The organism is Rothia sp. SD9660Na (assembly GCF_030064065.1).
GTDB lineage: Bacteria > Actinomycetota > Actinomycetes > Actinomycetales > Micrococcaceae > Rothia.
Map to the genome: position 1 here is coordinate 495,215 of NZ_CP125946.1, position 17,329 is coordinate 512,543.

A 17,329-nucleotide genomic window follows, 5' to 3' on the forward strand; every position below is an offset into this window, starting at 1 on the left:
TGAACCTTGGGTAAGGCGTCCCAGTGGGCACACCCAGCTGGCCCTGCGTGGCAAGGAGGGCGGACGTCCGCGCCTACCTGATGCGAGTGATGCGGCGGCTTTGCTGGGTGTAGGGCTTCAAACTTTTAAAAAACTTTGAGGAACAAAAGTACTTGTCAGAGGTGTATTTAAGGGGGTCTAAAAAAGTTTTTTAAAAAACTTCCCGTTTTCGCGTCATGAAACAGGCCCAAACGGCTCTTTATCTATGACAGCGCAAAACTGTCGGGTGTGCCTACCGGTTTTCATGATCGGCTCGGTGGCACACCACCCCCAAACTGCCATGGGAAGCAGGGCGGGGAACAAGGGAATAAATTGTGCCCGTCAATCGTGGGGATTCGACGAGCACAACGGCACCTCGCCGGGACTAGGGGAAAACGCCCCGGCGCCCAAGGAGCCAACACTGTGATGTGTTAAGGTGCAGAGCCGCCGCTGCTGGAACTTATCGAGCGGCTTTGCCCACCTCACACAGAAAATAGCCATCGCACAGGGCCGTTCGCGGGTTCTGTGCCAGGGCAAACACATACAACCCAATACACTTCAGATGCTTTCGCAGGCACTGAAATGCAAAGTGCCAACACTGTTCGTGGGTGGTGGCGCACAAGCTACACACTCACCACCGGCAGGCGGCACCTCCAGGGAAGGGGGGGGCTGCTGCCACGAACAGAGGGTATAGAGGCTCGCACCGCTTTACCGCTAGGGACAACACGGCCCGGCCCCCTATCACCGCATAGGGGCCGGGCTGTTGTTGTTCTTTCCACAAACTACTGCATACAGGGCATAATCCCGATAGACTAATAGAATGCCCCACCACTCTAACTAGGGGTAACTCGCATAAACCCAGGAATTTTCATGCAATCACACAACACCGCGCAACCAGCTACTGGCGGCCCCACCGACGAGCTGCTGCTCTCGGACGTCCGCGAAGGCAAGCTTGATTCGTTCGGTGTTCTGTATGAACGTTACGTGTCGATGGCTCGCGCCATCGCTTACAAGCACACCTCTAACAACAACCTCTCAGAAGACATCGTCTCCGAAGCCTTTGTGCGTGTGCTCCAGGCCCTCAAAAACGGCAAGGGCCCCCGCACCTTTATGGGCGGCTACCTGGCCACTACCATTGCCCACCTGGCCGCAGAAAATGGCCTGATTGCCCAAAAAGAAGTGCCCAGCGAAGAAGAGCACCTGGAATCCATGGGATCGCTGGACGAAACCGTCTTGAAATTACACGAATCAGACGAACTCATCAGTGCCTTCACTGGCCTGCCGGAACGCTGGCAGACTGTGCTCTGGATGACCGAGGTTGAAGATAAGAAGCCCCGCGAAGTCGCCCAGACCATGAACCTCTCTGCCAACGCCGTCTCGGCGCTGGCTACCCGTGCCCGTGAGAGCCTGCGCGAAGGCTTCCTGCGGGCTCACCAGAACGCGCCGAAGACCGATGAATGCGCCCAGTACTCACCTCACCTGAGCTCTATGGTGCGTGGCTCCCTGACCAAGAAGCGTAGCGAAGCCCTGCGCCTGCACCTGTCGGTGTGCTCCTACTGCACCTCGGAATATCTGAACCTGGCCGGTATCAACAAGTCTATGCGCGTCTGGATCTTCCCTGTGCTAGCGGGCCTGGTGCCCTTTATTACCGACGGTTCCAAGGTGCTTCTGCCCTTCCTGGCCGGTGGTGCGGCTGGTGGCGCCGTCGCTGGGGCCGGTGCCCAGGGTGGCCTTTTCCCAGGTTTTGGGGGCGGACGCTGGACGCCCGGCAGCCAGGCATTAGCAGGTGCCGCTGCGGTCGTGACCGCTATCGGCGCTGTGGCCGGTGGTATGGCCCTGGTCGATAATTCTTCGACCGGGTCAGCGGTTATCAGTGCAGACTCCCAGCTGCAGACCCCCCAAGCTCAGCCTAGCGACCAGGCACCGGGGGTTACCGATAGCCTGGTGAACGAACCTCAAAGTGTTTCAACTGGTATGACCGCTGATACCCTGCGCTCGTCTGTAGCTGCTAATGGTCCGTCTTCGGCCCAGGGTAGTAATGGGGCTAGTGGTGGGGCTTCTGTAGACTCTCTGGCCAATGCCGTGGCGTCAGAATCACCTGTATCTCAGCCTGTAGCTGCTGCACCATCTGGCGTCAGCGCTGCGCCCGTGAGTAACCCTAATGAGACTGCTTCCTCGGGTGTAAACGCACCTGCTGCATCGGAAAATACTGTGCCCTCTTTGACTGAGTCGGTATCCCAACAGGCTTCCCTTGCTGCTCCAGCAATCCCGGCTACTCCCACAACTCCCAAGGCACCTGTAGCTCCATCGCAGCCCACTGCCCCAGAAGTGCCCACTGCCCCAGAAGTGCCCTCGGCCCCCGTAGAACCCGAGACCCCAGCTGAGCCGGTTGCGCCTGTAGAGCCGGCCCTGCCAGCAGAGCCAGAGGTTCCTGTTGTTCCTGAGCAACCGGTTGAGCCAGAAGTTCCGGTTGAACCGGTTGATCCCGACGTTCCTGTCGAGCCGGTTGAGCCAGAAGTTCCCGTTGAACCGGTTGATCCTGAGATTCCTGTTGAGCCGGTTGAGCCAGAAGTTCCCGTTGAACCTGTGGATCCTGAGATTCCTGTTGAGCCTGTCGACCCCCTAGAACCCAAGTCCCCGGTTGACCCGGTCGAGCCTGTCGACCCGGTGGATCCCGATACGGGAATCCCTGAGATTCTGGGACCCCTGGACTGGGTAGGTACTCCGGAGTACTACGAGTTCATCGCCAATATACCCTGGGATACCATTGGGTACCCCGTTGGTGATAACCGCATGTGCTTCATCACCTTCCTGGTCACCGATTCCGAAGGTGCTGAATTCCCCTTAGGGGTTGGTACCTATCTGCCTCCCATCATCATCGATTCGCCCTATGCCACCTACGTTCTGGAGAGTTACTTTGGCATGAGCCGAATCCAAGACATTACCTGCTACTAGGTCACCAGCGCCTGCCAGGCCCCACGTGGGGCCTGGCAGACGCTTTTTCTCAAGCCGCTAGCAAACACCGGGGAACATATCAGCCCCAGCGCCTAATCTAAGAATCAAGACCCCATGGAAAGGACTCTCATGCACAGCCATAACAACGGCCTCAAAACAGCCCTCTTACTGGGGTCGATGGTGGGCTTCCTGCTCCTTATCGGCGTGGGGCTGGCCTACTTCACCCGAAGCTCAATCTTCATCCTGCTATTTGGCCTAATTGGCGTCGGCACCGTCGCCTACACCTACTGGAACTCCGATAAGCTCGCAATCCGCTCCATGAACGCCTACCCCGTGACTCGCGAGCAGATTCCCGGCCTGTACGCCATCGTCGAAGAGCTCTCAGCCAAGGCTAACCAGCCCATGCCCAAGCTTTACGTCGCGCCCACCATGACCCCCAACGCCTTTGCTACCGGCCGTAACCCCCAGAATGCGGCGGTCTGCTGTACCGAAGGTATTCTGCAGCTGCTCGATGAACGCGAAATGCGGGGTGTTATCGGCCACGAGCTCATGCACGTCTACAACCGCGACATCCTGACCGGATCTATCGCCGCGGCTATTGCTTCCGTAATTGGCACTATCGCCCAGTTCGCTACCTTCGGCGCCATGTTTGGCGGTAACCGCGAAGAAAACCGCGGCGGTGGGCTCATCTTCACCCTGCTCATCGCCTTCCTCGCGCCCCTGGCCTCGGCCGTCATGCAGATGGCCATTAGCCGCACCCGCGAATATGATGCCGACGAGGACGGCGCCCGCCTCACCGGCGACCCGCTGGCGCTGGCGTCCGCCCTACACAAGCTGGAAAACGGGGTGTCACGCTACCCCATGAACCCCGAAAACCGCCAAACCGCAGGTGCAGCCTCCATGATGATTGCTAACCCCTTCCGAGGCGGTGGTTCGATTAAGAACCTGATGGCTACCCATCCACCCATGGCAGACCGTATCGCTCGCCTGGAGAACATGGCCCGCCAGAACGGCCAGCTCTAATTTTCAAGGCCGCAAGCAGGCTCAATTAACCGTACAGCTCTGAACAGGTTAAAGAACTGCTCCCCACCTGCGATGCAGGTGGGGAGCGGTTTTTATAGGAGCGGACGCCCCGCTAGCGGGGCTGGTGCCTAGCGGTAGTTAACGAACTGCAGGTCAACCTCAAGGTCGGCACCCTTGAGCAGGGCAATGACGTCCTGCAGGTCATCGCGAGACTTGGAGGTTACGCGCAGCTCATCGCCCTGAATGGTGGCCTTGACAGATTTGGGGCCCTCCTCGCGAATGAGCTTAGAGATTTTCTTGGCCTGGTCCTGGGCGATGCCCTCCTTGATAGAGGACTCAATACGGTACTCCTTGCCGGAGGCGTAGGGGTCGCCTGAGTCCAGGGACTTGAGGGAGATTCCGCGCTTGACCAGCTTGGACTGGAAGACATCGAGCACGGCCAGGGCGCGCTCTTCGGAGTTTGCCTTAATCAGGATCTTTTCGCCGGAGAAATCAATCTCAGCGCCGACACCGCGGAAGTCATAGCGCTGGGCTACTTCCTTCTGGGCCTGGTTGAGGGCGTTAGAAACTTCCTGCTTATCGACCTTAGAAACAACGTCGAATGATGAATCGCTTGCCACGGGTATTTACCTCTTTTGCTTATCTTGATTAGGTGACCATGCCCCGGCGCCCCGGTGCGGGGGAGGGGCGCTTACCTACAAAGGTACCCTGTTTTGTGGGGGCTATGCAGGTTATCGCAATCGTTATGAAACTGTGACACTATTCTCAGCTAAAGTTCATCTTGGTTTGGAAGGATGAAGCTATGGCTGAAAAGAAAACAGCTGCCCACGCTGCAGTCGGCGTACAGCCCGGCTCAGGAACCACTCCGGCAGCGCACCAGGTACTAGCTGTAACTGGCGAGACCATTCAGCGAGCGTATGAAGCTCTCGTTGCAGATTTGACGATGGAAGGCTTTGTGGCCTCCGATGAGTCGCATGCGCCCAACGGAGTCTCACCTAAGACCGAACAGACCCCAGATTTTGCCCGCGGGCTAGGTCAAACTCTGCACGATGCTGATTTAGTCGCTAGATTCGAGGGCGTGAAAGAGAACCTCTCTCGCGAAATTCGTGGCGGCATGTGCACCCCCGACCAGGCTTATGCCTACCTAGAAAACCTTGAAATATCGCTCCTGCTAGAGCAAGAAGCCTTGACGGCAAGCTCTGCATCCAACTAGCCTCACCCCGACCGGCGTCCGCTCTCACAGCGCGCCGGTTGGCCCGCTTAAGTGGTCTTTACAACAAAAGCTACTTTCGGTTTGGCAAGCTGCCTAAAAGTGTGTAAAGTATTCTACTGTTCGCTCAAACGAACACATTCAAGAAATTGAATACGGCAGATTACCCGAGCGGCCAAAGGGGGCTGACTGTAAATCAGCTGGCATTGCCTACGGGGGTTCAAATCCCTCATCTGCCACAGCGAAAATCCCGCCTCACACGAGGCGGGATTTTTTATTCCCATCGTGGGCTAGCTTCATTATCAGAGAAACCGGCCACAGTCTTTAGACAAGCCCCGATAAAACCGGTAGCGTGTTTCTCATGGCAACCATTGAAATTACCCAGGAAAACCTGACCCAGAACGTCGAAAACTCAGACATTCTCTTCCTCGACTTCTGGGCCGATTGGTGCGGCCCCTGCAAGCAGTTCGGCCCCATCTTCGAAGCTGCTTCTGAAAAGCACGCCGATATCACCTTCGGCAAGGTCGACACCGAAGACCAGCAGCAGCTGGCCGCCGCAGCAGGTATCACCTCTATCCCCACCATCATGGGCTTCCGCGAGGGCGTTCTCGTCTTCTCTCAGCCCGGCGCCCTGAATGCCCAGCAGTTCGACCAGATTATCGACGCGGTCAAGGGTCTGGATATGGCCGAAGTGCACAAGCATGTTGCCGAGGCTGAAGCAGCCCAGGCTGAGCAGGCCTAAGGCCACTAACTTTCTTTATATAAGTCGCCCTCCCCTAACCGGGGGAGGGCGACTTCGTCTTAGAAGGAGCGCATATCCTGCGGGGCGTATCGGGGGCCGCGGCGCGGTTCGCTGATCCCGGCGGCCTTGATGAGGGCCACGACCCGCTGGCGGTGCCCGGCATAGGGAGCAAGTAGCTCTACCATGCGGGCGTCATCGCCGCGGGTACCGTCGAAGGCGTAGGTGACGTGGTGGGCGAGATGATAGTCGCCCACGCTGATTGCGTCGGGGTGGCCGCAGTAGCGTTGCAGGGTTTCGGCGATAGTCCAGGGGCCAATGCCGGGAACCGAGTTCAGCGCCCGGGCGAGCTCGCTCACGCTATTCTGGGCGGCAAACCGCTCGAAGGACTCAGCCCGGTTCCCATAGTGCACCATGGCAGATGAACGAGAGCGGTCAAAGCCTGCGCGGTGGTAGGCCCAGCCAGGAATTTGGGCAAAGACGGACGCCTGCGGGAAGATAGCTAGGCCCGGCGGTTGGTCGGGGAGCCCGGTTGCAGGAGCTGGTTCACCGTACTGGCGTAGCAGGGCTCGCATACCTCCCATAGCCTCGATGCCGGTGACCCGCTGCTCTGTGATGGCCAGTAGCAGGTTCTGCGAGAGCAGGCCAATTGATGGTAGCCGCAGCCCCGGTGCTTCGGCCCGGGCCCGCACCAGCCTAGCTGGCAGCTGCCCCCAGGCCTCTGAGGCGTAGAAGCTGGCCCAGCGGTCCTGCTCACCCAACCAGCCTGGCACGCGAGCTGCAAAAGTTTCCAGGGCGGACGCAGGCGATGTACCGCTAGGGGAGTTGTCACCTGCCCATAGCGTTACCTCAATCGGGGCGCGCAGGTCGGCGGGCTGCGTCCTTGCAAAACGAACAAGCAGCCCCACCCCAGCTTCGCGGGCCGTCGCCCAAAAAACAGGGCCAGCAGGCCCGGCCACCTGACGAAAGAGGGGGTCAAAGGCTCCGCGCTGTAGGGTTGCAAAAGTCTGGCCCAGGTGGACCCGGTGGGTTGGTTCCAGAACAAAATGCGCGCGCAACATGCTCACCATCGTCTCACACCCGCTCTACCCGACCCACAGAACCACTTTGCTGTCTATACTCGTACAAGGCGCCGCACCCGTGGCGCCCACCCCGATCTCAGACGAAGAAGGCGCATGAGCTCCTCCCTACTGCCAGCAGAAGCCCACTCCCTCAGGGCGCGCATGAGCGCTGCAGCCCTGGCCCTAGCTGTTTTTGCCCTCTACAGCATCTACTCCTGGCTGCAGTGGCTGCACTACGTGGTGCCCTCCTGGGATCTGGGTATCTTCTCGCAGCTGGCTAAGGCCTACACCTCGGGGCAGGCCCCGATTGTGCCGATTAAGGGGGAGGGGTTCAACCTGCTGGGGGACCACTTCCACCCTGTCACCGTGTTGCTGACCCCCTTCTACTGGCTCTGGCCTACGCCCGCCACCCTGCTCTACGTGCAAAACGGCCTGGTTGCCCTGTCGGTCTACCTACTGGTCCGCTTTGCCCAGCGCGTCCTGGCACTCTGGGCAGCCCTGGCTCTTGGAACTGCCTACGCCCTGAGCTTCGGCATCCAACAGGCTGTAGCCGTTCAATTCCACGAGGTCGCCTTTGCCCTGCCCCTGCTGGTCATGAGCCTGGGCTACCTGGCCATGACCCGCCTGACGGACGCCCCCGCCCCGCTTTTGCGTCGCTCCATCTACTGGGCGGCCCCCCTGGTCTTCGTCAAAGAGGACGTCGGCATCACGGTTCTCGTGATCGGGCTCGTCGCCCTGGCCCGCACCGGCTGGCTCTCAACCGCCAGCAGCATAGCCTTCCCATCGGCGTCCGCTCCGGTGCGCCCCCGCTGCGAACGCTACCGCACCCTGCTGCGTTCCTGGGTCAACACCCCTGCTGTGGCCGAAGCCAGCCTGCTTGCTCTCTGGGGCATAGTCTGGCCCCTGTTTGCCATCGGCGTTATTCTGCCCTTTTTCAACACCGGCGGAGTCTTCGACTACTCCGACAAACTCGACATCGCAGCGGCTATCGGTGACCCCCTCGGCGCCTTCGCCCAGCTCTTCTATCCCTGGCAAAAAACCGCCACGCTCGGCCTGCTCCTGCTCACCGGCGTCCTGGCCTGGACCACCAGCCCCCTCGCCCTGATTGCAGCCCCCACCCTCATCTGGCGCTTCCTCTCGCCCCAGGAGGGCTACTGGGAACCCACCTGGCACTACAACCTCGTGCTCATGCCCATCGTCTTTGCCGCCCTACTCGACGTACTTGCTCGAGCCGTCGCCCGTACGCACCTCCCCGCCTATCAGCTCGGGGCAGCACCCGCCGGGCGCACCGTCCGCACCATCTTTGCAACCCTGCGACACCGCGCCCCGGTAGCCCTGCCCGCGCTCGCCCTCATCATCAGCCTAGGACTCCTGCCCAACCAGCCCCTGGCCCAGCTGACTGACCCGGACTTTGCCACCACGGAGCTTTCCACTGCTGACCAGGTGAAGGCCGAGGCCGTCGCCGCTATCCCAGAAGGCGCCACCGTAGCTGCCGACCTCTCCGCCCTCACCTACCTGGTGCCCAACCACACCGCCTACTGGATCGGCCACTCCGGGGAACCCGGCCCCGACTACGTGCTCGTCGACAAACTCGGCAGCGCCTGGGGCGGCAACCCGCCCACCAGCGCCGTCGCCTACGCAACCGGCCGCTACGGTACCGCCACCTACGTTCACTACCGCACCATCGGCAGCATCGACATCGCCGTCCGCACCCGCTAGCTGTACCCTCTATCACCACCTGGGCCTAAAACGCCCAAACTAGGGTAGACTTGAAAATGTAAGAATCGGGAACCCCCGACCATTTCTCTTCAGCGCCCACGCCCGCTACTGGCACACAACCACAGGGCCACGCGCGTTCAACGAACATACTTAGGCTAAGCAGACCGTTGAACCTTCGACTAGAGAACCTGATGTGTAATCAGCTCGCCCAAGCGCGCACCCCCTGATAGCCAGCGCCCACGAACCGAAGACCTCTGATCTTTGAGGCCCCTCGCGAGCATTCCACGGGGACACCCCGTACAGCACCTCCCACGATGAGAGTGCTGAAACCCCACTCGATGAGGACAACATTGACTGAAAATACTGCCGTTAACGCAGACACCGCAACCGACGCCATCTTCCAGGAACCGGTTGTAGACACCCCCACCCAGCAGGTAGAAAAGGACGAGGACGGCGGCACCCGCTTCACCGACCTGGGCCTGGACGCCCGCGTCCTGGCAGCCCTCGAAAAGGTCGGCTACGAAAAGCCCTCACCCATCCAGGCCGAAACCATTCCCCTGCTGCTTGAAGGCCGCGACGTCGTCGGCCTAGCCCAGACCGGCACCGGCAAAACCGCAGCCTTCGCCCTACCTGCCCTCTCAACCCTGGCAGAACTGGCCGACATCAACGGCGTCTCCAAAGACACCCAGGTGCTCGTCCTAGCCCCCACCCGCGAACTGGCCCTGCAGGTTGCTGAAGCCTTCTCGTCCTACGCAACCGAAATGCCCGACTTCACCGTGCTACCCGTCTACGGCGGCTCACCCTACGGCCCCCAGCTGGCAGGCCTCAAGCGCGGCGCCCAGGTTGTTGTCGGTACCCCCGGCCGCGTCATCGACCACCTGAAAAAGGGCTCCCTGGACCTCTCCAATCTGCAGTACCTGGTACTCGACGAAGCCGACGAAATGCTCCGCATGGGCTTCGCCGAAGACGTAGAACAGATTCTGGCAGACACCCCCGACTCCAAGCAGGTTGCCCTCTTCTCAGCAACCATGCCCAAGACCATCCGCAAGATCGCTGAGCAGTACCTCAACGACCCCGCAGAGGTACGCGTCAAGTCAAAGACCACCACCAGCGCCAACATCCGCCAGCGCTACATGCAGGTCATGCACTCCCACAAGCTCGAAGCCATGACCCGCGTGCTTGAGGTCGAAGACTACGACGGCATCATCGCCTTCGTCCGCACCAAGAAAGAAACCGAAGAAGTCGCCGACAAGCTCAAGGCCCGCGGCTACCAGGCTGCCGCCATCAACGGCGACATCCCCCAGAACCAGCGCGAACGCACCGTCGAAGCCCTGCGCGATGGCCGCATCGACATCCTGGTCGCCACCGACGTCGCCGCCCGCGGCCTCGACGTCGAGCGCATCTCCCTGGTCGTCAACTTCGACATCCCCCACGACACCGAATCCTACGTGCACCGCATCGGCCGAACCGGCCGCGCAGGCCGTGCCGGCGAAGCCATCCTCTTCATGACCCCGCGTGAAAAGTACATGCTGCGTCAGATCGAAAAGGCAACCCGCCAGCAGGTCGAACAGATGCACATGCCTACCGTTGAAGACGTCAACGCCAACCGCAAGCAGAAGTTCGCCCAGCAGATCACCGATACCATCGAAACCGAAGACCTCAGTTTCTTCCGGGAACTCATCGACGCCTACGCCAACGAACACGACGTTGAAGGCGAGGAAATCGCAGCGGCCCTGGCCGTCATCGCCCAGCAGGGCCGCCCCTTCCTGGCCGAAGAAATGCCCGAACCCAAGAGCAAAAAGCGCGACCGTGACCGCGACTTCGACCGCGACGATAAGCCCCGCGGCGGCCGCCGCCACTCCGAAGAAGGCATGGTCGACTTCAAGCTCAACGTAGGCCGCTCGTCCCACGTCTCACCCGCAGCTATCGTCGGTGCCCTCACCAACGAAGGCGGCCTCAAGGGCAAGCAGGTCGGTGCAATCGACATCCGCCAGCACTTCACCATCGTCTCCCTGCCCGAAGCAGAACTGCCCGGTGATTTCTTCGACCGCCTGCGCGACACCCAGGTAGCCGGTGAATTCATCAACATCAAGCGTGACCGTGGCCCCAAGGGCGGCGGAGGCGGACGCAAGTTCGACCGCGACGACCGCGGCTTTGGTAAGAAGGACTTCGGCGGTAAGAAGAAGTTCGACGGCAAGAAATTTGACCGTGACGACCGCGGCTTCGGCGGCAAGAAGAAGTTCGACCGCGACGACCGTTTCGGTAAGAAGGACTTCGGCGGCAAGAAGAAGGGCCGCAAGAAGTTCTAAGGTTCTGCAGGCTCGCGCTCGCTGCCGACCCTCTCGCTGGTTCGCTGACGCTCACAAGCGATTCACGCCAGCCCCGGAGCCAGCAGCTTCGCTGCGAGCCTGCGCCACCTTACCTATAGGGCACCATTTCAACTTGTGCCCTAGAACACCTAAAAAAACAGGTTCTAGATTTGCGTCTTCCAAAGGCTGTACCGTAAGCTAGTATCTGTTGCCCCGATAGCTCAGTGGTAGAGCGCCATCTTGGTAAGATGGAGGTCCCGGGATCGATTCCCGGTCGGGGCTCTGTATGAGCCCAAAAGTTCATACGTGGCGGTGTAGCTCAGCTGGTTAGAGCGCACGACTCATAATCGTGAGGTCGACGGATCGAGCCCGTCCACCGCTACGCCCCGATAGCTCAGTGGTAGAGCGCCATCTTGGTAAGATGGAGGTCCCGGGATCGATTCCCGGTCGGGGCTCAGATAACCTGTCAAGCATTAGCTTGGCAGGTTTTTTGTTTGTAGAGTGGTCTCTATGGCTATTAACCAAGAGATCGTATGCCGCACCTACCCGGCCACAGAGCCCTATGCGGTCGGGCGAGAAAAAATCCGTGAATTCGCTACAGCCGTGAAGGCCACCAGCCCCCTGCATTTTGATGTGCAGGCCGCCCAGGGCGCAGGCTACAGCGACCTGATTGCCCCGCCCACCTTCGCCATTATTCTGGCCCAGAAGGCAGACGCCGCCCTGATTGGTGACCCCGAGGCCGGTATTGACTTCTCCCGCGTGGTCCATGCTGACCAGCGCTTCACCCACCACCGCCCGATTGTTGCCGGGGACGAGCTGCTGACCGAGGTGCACGTCGATAGCGTGCGCGTCATGGGGGCTGGCGCTATGCTGACCACCCGCGAAGAAATCACCACTGTAGAGGGCGAAAAGGTCGCCACCTGCATTTCATCACTGCTGGTTCGGGCGGAGGACTAACCCATGGCTATCTCTTTTGACTCCCTTGAAAAGGGTACCGAGATTGGTGCCCGCCAGATTCCCGTCACTCGTGCTGACCTGGTGGCTTACGCGGGTGCGTCCGGCGACTTTAACCCTATCCACTGGAACGAGCGTTTTGCGACCGCCGTGGGGCTGCCTGGCGTGATTGCCCACGGCATGTTCACCATGGGTGCTGCTGTGCAGCTGGTGACTGACTGGGTGGGGGATGCCGGTGCCATTGTGGACTACCAGACCCGCTTCTCCAAGCCGGTTCCGGTGCCCGATGCCAAGGACGCGGCCTCCCCGGCCACCGGCGGCAACGTCATCTCGGTTGCCGGTAAGGTCGGGGCCCTGGATGCGGACGCCCGCACCGCCCGCATCGACCTGACCGTCACCGCCCCCGACAGCGAGGGCAAGGAGCAGAAGGTGCTGATGAAGGCCCAGGCTCTGGTGAAGCTCGCTTAGCGCCCCCTCACCTTGCGTACCAAAGGCGCCCGTTCAGAGATTGAGCGGGCGCCTTGTTGTGCACGACCACTAGAATAGACAGCAGGACACAAACACACTGATACGCCCTCTTAGCTTTACTACGAGAGAATTGACCTCACCCACCATGGCCCAGAACCCCCGCACCCAGCTTTCCGACCGGCAGATCAAGACCTGGTACAGGGCTGTGCTGGGGCTTTTCTTTGCCAGCGGTTTAGTGGTTTCTGCCCTGCTCACCCGCCTGCCCGATGTGGCTAACGGGCTGGGGCTGAGCTCCGGGCCCATGGGCTTGCTGCTGCTGGGCATGACCATCGGCTCCTTCTGCGCCGTGAGCTTCTCGGGAACCCTCGTCGCCCGCTTCGGCGCTATCCGCTGTATCGCGGCAGCCTACATCACCACCGTCATTGGCATGCTCCTGATCGGCCTGGGAGTGCACCTCGCCAGCGTCGCTGTTACCCTGCTCGGTCTCATGCTGCAGGGCCTGGGTAGCGCTGTCTCTAACGTGGCCTCCAACGTGCAGGGCGTAGCCAACGAGCGGGCCCTGGGGCGCTACGTCACCCCCATCATGCACGGCTTCTTCTCGATCGGTACCGTAGCAGGTGCCGCCATCGGCACACTCGATACCCGCCTGGGCGTTCCCTTCGTCGTCCACATGGCCTATTTCGCGTCAGCGGTTGCTGCCCTCGTCCTCATCTCCCTCAAGTTCTGCCACAGCGAAAACTACGGCCAGGACGACACCCAGGCCATCGCCGCCGTCGGCTCCTACCGGGTGCGTGACGCCTGGCGCGACAAACACACCATCCTCATCGGCCTCTTCGTACTGGGCATGGCACTGGCCGAAGGCTCCGCCAACGACTGGGTCGCGCTCGCCCTCACCCACGACTACGGCACCAGCAACACCATCGGGTCGCTGGGCTACTTCACCTTTGTGGTGGCCATGATGGTGGGGCGTTTTGGCGGCACCGCCCTGCTCAACCGCTTTGGCCGGGTGCCGGTGCTCCGCACCACCTGCTCGCTCGCCATTATCGGCCTGGCCCTCTTCATCTTTGCCCCTACCGTGCCCCTGGGCTTTGTTGGCCTGCTGGTCTGGGGCCTGGGAGCCTCCCTCGGCTTCCCAACCGGCATGTCAGCTGCCTCGGACGACCCGCTCAAGGCCGCCGTCCGCGTCTCTGTCGTCTCAACCATCGGCTATGCAGCATTCCTGGGCGGCCCGCCCCTGCTGGGTCTGCTGGGGGAACACTTTGGAATCCGCAACGGCCTGCTAGCCGTGCTGGTTTTTGTGGTTGTATCCCTACTGCTCACCAGCCAGCTGGAACCCAAGAAGCTCAGCCGTACCGTCCACACCGAAAAGCTCTAGGGGCACTAGCCGCCAGGACGCCCGTGCCCAGCTCCCAGCGCCCGGTGGGCACGCTTGCAGGTGGCATTCGGGCTAAGCCGGTAGAATGGGCACCGTGACTGACAAGCTTTTAAGTGAACTGACCACTGCCGCTGTGGGTGGCCCCGCCCGCACCTTCGTTGAGGCCACCAGCGAGCAGGAGATTATCGATGCCGTAACCGCCGCCGACCGTGCAGGAGAAGACCTGCTGGTGGTGGGCGGGGGTTCTAACCTGCTGGTAGCCGATGAGGGCTTTGACGGGGCAGTGGTGCACATCGCTTCAACCGGTCTTGAGACCGTGAGCGACTACGCCTGCGGAGGCACCACCCTGCGCGTGCAGGCAGGCCACACCTGGGACGACCTGGTGGCCTACGCCGTAGAGAACGAGCTCTCCGGTATCGAGGCCCTCTCAGGTATTCCTGGCACCGTAGGCGCCACCCCCGTGCAGAACGTGGGGGCCTACGGCTCTGAGGTCGCCCACACCATCGCCTCAGTTCGCACCTGGGACCGCGAAACCGGCGGCTACAAGACCTTCGCTAACGCCGACTTGAAGTTCGCCTATCGCGACTCGATTCTCAAGCAGTCCACCGTCAACGGGTCTCCCCGCTATGTGGTGCTGACCGTAGACTTCCAGCTGCCGCACGGCTCCCAGTCCGCCCCCGTCCGCTACGCTGAGCTGGCCCGCCAGCTGGGCGTTGAGGTGGGGGAGCGCGCCGACTCCCGCCTGGTACGCGAAACCGTGCTGCGCCTGCGCGCCGGTAAGGGCATGGTGCTGGACGCCGCCGACCGTGACACCTACTCCACCGGCTCCTTCTTCACCAACCCCATCGTGGGGCAGGACGTCGCTGCCCAGCTCCCCGAGGACGCCCCCCGCTACCCGGCAACCACCCCCGCCGGTGAACCCCTGGATGGCATGGTCAAACTCTCTGCCGCCTGGCTGATCCAGCACGCCGGGTTCGATAAGGGCTTCGGCCGTGAGGGCGAGGCAGCAGAGCTTGCCGGTGGCAGAGCGTCGCTTTCTACCAAGCACACCCTGGCTATCACCAACCGCGGTGGCGCCTCGACCGCCGATATCGCGGCCATCGCCCGCGCTGTGCGAGCCGGGGTTGAGGAAAGCTTTGGGGTACGCCTGGTACCTGAGCCTGTTGTCGTTGGGTTTGCTCTCTAACGCAGGGGCATCATGAGCCTAGAGAAAGAAATCGAGAGCGGGCAGGGCGGACGCCTACACCGGCGTATGGAGCGCTTCCGTGCCTTTATGGGGCGCCACGCCGCCCTGCTCCTGCTCTACCGCCTGCTCATTATCGGGCTAGGTTTTTTGTGCATCGTCGCCGGTATTATCATGCTGGTGACGCCCGGCCCCGGCTGGCTTTTTATCTTCATGGGCATGAGCCTGTGGGGCACCGAATTCCACTGGGCCCACCGCCTGAATGTGTGGGCGAAAGCTAAGGTGCTGAATATCTGGCGGCAGCTAGAGGCTAAGCGGCGCCGGGCCCACCGCCGTCGCACCGCCGCCCGCTGGGCCAGCCGCAGCAACCGCAGCCACTACTGCCCAACGGGCTGCCACTACAGGGGAACGTAGAGGCTTGTATAGAATGTTCCGCAGGCTCACGCTGGATGGAGCCCAGCAGATTCCGAGCGCGCGAGGAAATAAATCTGCGGGCGGAATAGGCACAAGCCTGACCCTCACGCCCCGCTTAACGGCGGATTCCGTTCGCTCTTATGTGCTTGCGCGCTCGCACTCGCACTCGCTCACTTCATCGAGCCAGCAGCTTCGCTGCGAGCCTGCTTCATTCTTAGCTCTCGAACCCCAGCATATGGTCTAGGGTCTCGTGGATCTGCTGGTCTTCAAAGCCCATTTTGCGCATGGCTGTAATGTACTTTTCGGTTAGGGTCTGCGCCTTGTGCGCGGTTGAGTCGAGGGCCGTAATAAAGGACCCTGCCCGGCCGTGGGTCTCAATAGCACCGGCTGCTTCAAGCTCCTTGTAGGCCTTAGCCACCGTGTTTACTGCCAGTCCTGTTTCGGCAGCCAGAGCCCGCATGGGCGGCAGCCTATCCCCGGCAGCCAGGGCACCGGAAGCTCGTGCCGCAATGATAGCCCGCCGTAGCTGGGAGTAGGGTGGGACGTCCAACCCCTTATCAACCCTAAAATTTAAAGCACGGATGCCCCCGCACAGCTCCTCGTGGGAGTCGTGAACCGGGGGCATCTCGTTCTTGGTCATAGCACCAGTCTAAAGGGTGCCGGTCGCAATCTTCAGCATGCGGCGCACAGGTTCTGCGGCACCCCATAGCAGCTGGTCACCCACGGTAAAAGCAGAGATGTACTGGGGGCCCATGTTGAGCTTGCGGATGCGGCCCACCGGGATATCCAGGGTGCCGGACACCGCAACGGGAGTCAGCCCCTCAACGGTGGCGTCCTTGGTGTTAGGGATAACCTTTGACCACTCGTTGTCCTCATCGATGATCTTCTCGATTTCCTCAACGGTCAGGTCTTCCTTGAGCTTCAGGGTCAGAGCCTGGGAGTGGGAGCGCATGGTTGCGATGCGCACGCACAGACCGTCTAGAACTACGCGGTCATCGCCCTCAAGGCCTAGAATCTTGTTGGACTCAGCCTCGGCCTTCCACTCTTCGCGGGACTGGCCGTTGCCCAGATCAGAGTCAATCCAGGGGATCAGCGAACCAGCCAGGGGCACACCGAACTGGGTGGTGTCGAGGTCGCCGGAGCGCTGGAGTTCCAGCACCTTGCGGTCGATCTCAAGGATGGCGGACGCGGGATCGTCCAGCTCGGTTGCTACGTGACCGTTGATATCGCCGAACTGCTTGAGTACCTCGCGCATGTGGCGGGCGCCGCCGCCGGAGGCTGCCTGGTAGGTCATGGAGGTGCCCCACTCAACCAGGCCCTGCTTCCACAGGCCACCCAGGCCCATGAGCAGGCAGGAGACGGTGCAGTTGCCGCCGATGAAGTCCTTAACCCCCGACTCCAGGCCGCGGTCAATGACGTCGCGGTTGATGGGGTCAAGCACGATGACTGCATCGTCGTTCATACGCAGGGTAGAAGCGGCGTCGATCCAGATGCCGCTCCAGCCGCGTTCGCGCAGCTGGGTGTGTACTGCCTTGGTGTAGTCGCCACCCTGGGCGGTGACGATGACGGGCAGCTTGGCGAGCTCGTCGATATCGTGGGCGTCCTTGAGGGTAGATTCTTCGAGGGTGCCACTGAAGGTGGGGGCAGCAGAGCCGGCCTGGGAGGTGGAGAAGAAGACCGGGTTGATACCCTCGAAGTCACCTTCTTCGAGCATGCGCTTCATGAGCACGGAGCCGACCATGCCACGGTAACCAACAAAGCCTACTGAATCACCAGATGTAAAAGTCATGGTTTTAGTCTAGCTTTTACGGGCTCCCGGCGCAGGGTCTGGAACCGCATGGTGAGAGGATGTGTAATCGTACGGTGACTTTGATAAGAGTAACCGTACGATTACTTTAGGA

15 protein-coding genes and 4 tRNA genes are annotated in these 17,329 nt (G+C 61.1%); 15 read left to right on the top strand and 4 right to left on the bottom strand.

What is annotated here, in order from left to right; translation table 11 throughout:
- Positions 1 to 888: 888 nt before the first annotated feature.
- Both QM007_RS02520 and htpX read left to right on the top strand, forming a co-directional pair.
- A complete protein-coding gene (locus tag QM007_RS02520; RefSeq protein WP_283490419.1) occupies positions 889 to 2,973 on the top strand; it encodes an RNA polymerase sigma factor in 2,085 nt (694 codons plus the stop codon).
- Between the two features lie 129 nt (positions 2,974 to 3,102).
- Entirely contained in the window at positions 3,103 to 3,996 is an 894-nt protein-coding gene (gene htpX / locus QM007_RS02525; protein WP_283490420.1) for a zinc metalloprotease HtpX, read from the top strand.
- A gap of 128 nt (positions 3,997 to 4,124) precedes the next feature.
- On the opposite strand, the gene QM007_RS02530 is transcribed toward htpX, so the two are convergent.
- Entirely contained in the window at positions 4,125 to 4,616 is a 492-nt protein-coding gene (locus tag QM007_RS02530; protein WP_237184942.1) for a YajQ family cyclic di-GMP-binding protein, read from the bottom strand.
- 182 nt (positions 4,617 to 4,798) lie between these two features.
- Between QM007_RS02530 and QM007_RS02535 the strand changes: the two genes are divergently transcribed.
- The 3 genes from QM007_RS02535 to QM007_RS02545 all read left to right on the top strand — a co-directional run bounded on the left by QM007_RS02535 (position 4,799) and on the right by QM007_RS02545 (position 5,948).
- Positions 4,799 to 5,209: a hypothetical protein gene (locus QM007_RS02535; RefSeq protein ID WP_283490421.1), complete on the top strand. Its 411-nt coding sequence runs from the start codon at positions 4,799 to 4,801 to the stop codon at positions 5,207 to 5,209.
- 154 nt (positions 5,210 to 5,363) lie between these two features.
- Positions 5,364 to 5,445: transfer RNA gene (locus tag QM007_RS02540), tRNA-Tyr, on the top strand.
- A gap of 122 nt (positions 5,446 to 5,567) precedes the next feature.
- Positions 5,568 to 5,948 carry a thioredoxin family protein gene (locus tag QM007_RS02545; protein WP_283490422.1) on the top strand — a complete coding sequence of 127 codons (381 nt, stop codon included), beginning with the start codon at positions 5,568 to 5,570 and terminating at the stop codon, positions 5,946 to 5,948.
- Between the two features lie 59 nt (positions 5,949 to 6,007).
- Here QM007_RS02545 and QM007_RS02550 read toward each other — a convergent pair whose 3' ends face one another.
- Complete coding sequence (locus tag QM007_RS02550; protein ID WP_283490424.1) at positions 6,008 to 7,006, bottom strand: DNA-3-methyladenine glycosylase family protein; 999 nt, start codon at positions 7,004 to 7,006, stop codon at positions 6,008 to 6,010.
- A gap of 114 nt (positions 7,007 to 7,120) precedes the next feature.
- On the opposite strand from QM007_RS02550, the gene QM007_RS02555 reads away from it, so the two are divergent.
- The 10 genes from QM007_RS02555 to QM007_RS02600 all read left to right on the top strand — a co-directional run bounded on the left by QM007_RS02555 (position 7,121) and on the right by QM007_RS02600 (position 15,428).
- Positions 7,121 to 8,725: a DUF2079 domain-containing protein gene (locus QM007_RS02555; RefSeq protein ID WP_283490426.1), complete on the top strand. Its 1,605-nt coding sequence runs from the start codon at positions 7,121 to 7,123 to the stop codon at positions 8,723 to 8,725.
- A gap of 314 nt (positions 8,726 to 9,039) precedes the next feature.
- Complete coding sequence (locus QM007_RS02560; protein ID WP_283490427.1) at positions 9,040 to 11,034, top strand: DEAD/DEAH box helicase; 1,995 nt, start codon at positions 9,040 to 9,042, stop codon at positions 11,032 to 11,034.
- Between the two features lie 210 nt (positions 11,035 to 11,244).
- Positions 11,245 to 11,316: transfer RNA gene (locus QM007_RS02565), tRNA-Thr, on the top strand.
- Positions 11,317 to 11,342: 26 nt separating this feature from the next.
- Positions 11,343 to 11,416: transfer RNA gene (locus QM007_RS02570), tRNA-Met, on the top strand.
- Between the two features lies 1 nt (position 11,417).
- Positions 11,418 to 11,489, top strand: a tRNA-Thr gene (locus QM007_RS02575).
- A 55-nt stretch (positions 11,490 to 11,544) separates the two neighbouring features.
- Complete coding sequence (locus QM007_RS02580; protein ID WP_283490428.1) at positions 11,545 to 11,991, top strand: MaoC family dehydratase N-terminal domain-containing protein; 447 nt, start codon at positions 11,545 to 11,547, stop codon at positions 11,989 to 11,991.
- Between the two features lie 3 nt (positions 11,992 to 11,994).
- Positions 11,995 to 12,456: a MaoC family dehydratase gene (locus tag QM007_RS02585; RefSeq protein ID WP_283490429.1), complete on the top strand. Its 462-nt coding sequence runs from the start codon at positions 11,995 to 11,997 to the stop codon at positions 12,454 to 12,456.
- Positions 12,457 to 12,586: 130 nt separating this feature from the next.
- Positions 12,587 to 13,831: an MFS transporter gene (locus QM007_RS02590; RefSeq protein WP_283490430.1), complete on the top strand. Its 1,245-nt coding sequence runs from the start codon at positions 12,587 to 12,589 to the stop codon at positions 13,829 to 13,831.
- A 94-nt stretch (positions 13,832 to 13,925) separates the two neighbouring features.
- Positions 13,926 to 15,017, top strand: a complete 1,092-nt coding sequence (locus QM007_RS02595) for a UDP-N-acetylmuramate dehydrogenase (RefSeq protein ID WP_283490431.1) — start codon at positions 13,926 to 13,928, stop codon at positions 15,015 to 15,017.
- Between the two features lie 12 nt (positions 15,018 to 15,029).
- Entirely contained in the window at positions 15,030 to 15,428 is a 399-nt protein-coding gene (locus QM007_RS02600; protein ID WP_283490432.1) for a PGPGW domain-containing protein, read from the top strand.
- 214 nt (positions 15,429 to 15,642) lie between these two features.
- Here QM007_RS02600 and QM007_RS02605 read toward each other — a convergent pair whose 3' ends face one another.
- Complete coding sequence (locus QM007_RS02605; RefSeq protein WP_283490433.1) at positions 15,643 to 16,068, bottom strand: GntR family transcriptional regulator; 426 nt, start codon at positions 16,066 to 16,068, stop codon at positions 15,643 to 15,645.
- Positions 16,069 to 16,077: 9 nt separating this feature from the next.
- A complete protein-coding gene (asd, locus tag QM007_RS02610) occupies positions 16,078 to 17,217 on the bottom strand; it encodes an aspartate-semialdehyde dehydrogenase (protein ID WP_283490434.1) in 1,140 nt (379 codons plus the stop codon).
- Between the last annotated feature and the right edge of the window lie 112 nt (positions 17,218 to 17,329).

Coding starts and splice junctions, on each gene's coding strand:
- QM007_RS02520 (WP_283490419.1), top strand. CDS start 889: ATGCAATCACACAACACCGCGCAACCAGCTACTGGCGGCCCCACCGAC.
- htpX (WP_283490420.1), top strand. CDS start 3,103: ATGCACAGCCATAACAACGGCCTCAAAACAGCCCTCTTACTGGGGTCG.
- QM007_RS02535 (WP_283490421.1), top strand. CDS start 4,799: ATGGCTGAAAAGAAAACAGCTGCCCACGCTGCAGTCGGCGTACAGCCC.
- QM007_RS02545 (WP_283490422.1), top strand. CDS start 5,568: ATGGCAACCATTGAAATTACCCAGGAAAACCTGACCCAGAACGTCGAA.
- QM007_RS02550 (WP_283490424.1), bottom strand. CDS start 7,006: ATGTTGCGCGCGCATTTTGTTCTGGAACCAACCCACCGGGTCCACCTG.
- QM007_RS02555 (WP_283490426.1), top strand. CDS start 7,121: ATGAGCTCCTCCCTACTGCCAGCAGAAGCCCACTCCCTCAGGGCGCGC.
- QM007_RS02560 (WP_283490427.1), top strand. CDS start 9,040: ATGAGAGTGCTGAAACCCCACTCGATGAGGACAACATTGACTGAAAAT.
- QM007_RS02580 (WP_283490428.1), top strand. CDS start 11,545: ATGGCTATTAACCAAGAGATCGTATGCCGCACCTACCCGGCCACAGAG.
- QM007_RS02585 (WP_283490429.1), top strand. CDS start 11,995: ATGGCTATCTCTTTTGACTCCCTTGAAAAGGGTACCGAGATTGGTGCC.
- QM007_RS02600 (WP_283490432.1), top strand. CDS start 15,030: ATGAGCCTAGAGAAAGAAATCGAGAGCGGGCAGGGCGGACGCCTACAC.
- QM007_RS02605 (WP_283490433.1), bottom strand. CDS start 16,068: ATGACCAAGAACGAGATGCCCCCGGTTCACGACTCCCACGAGGAGCTG.
- asd (WP_283490434.1), bottom strand. CDS start 17,217: ATGACTTTTACATCTGGTGATTCAGTAGGCTTTGTTGGTTACCGTGGC.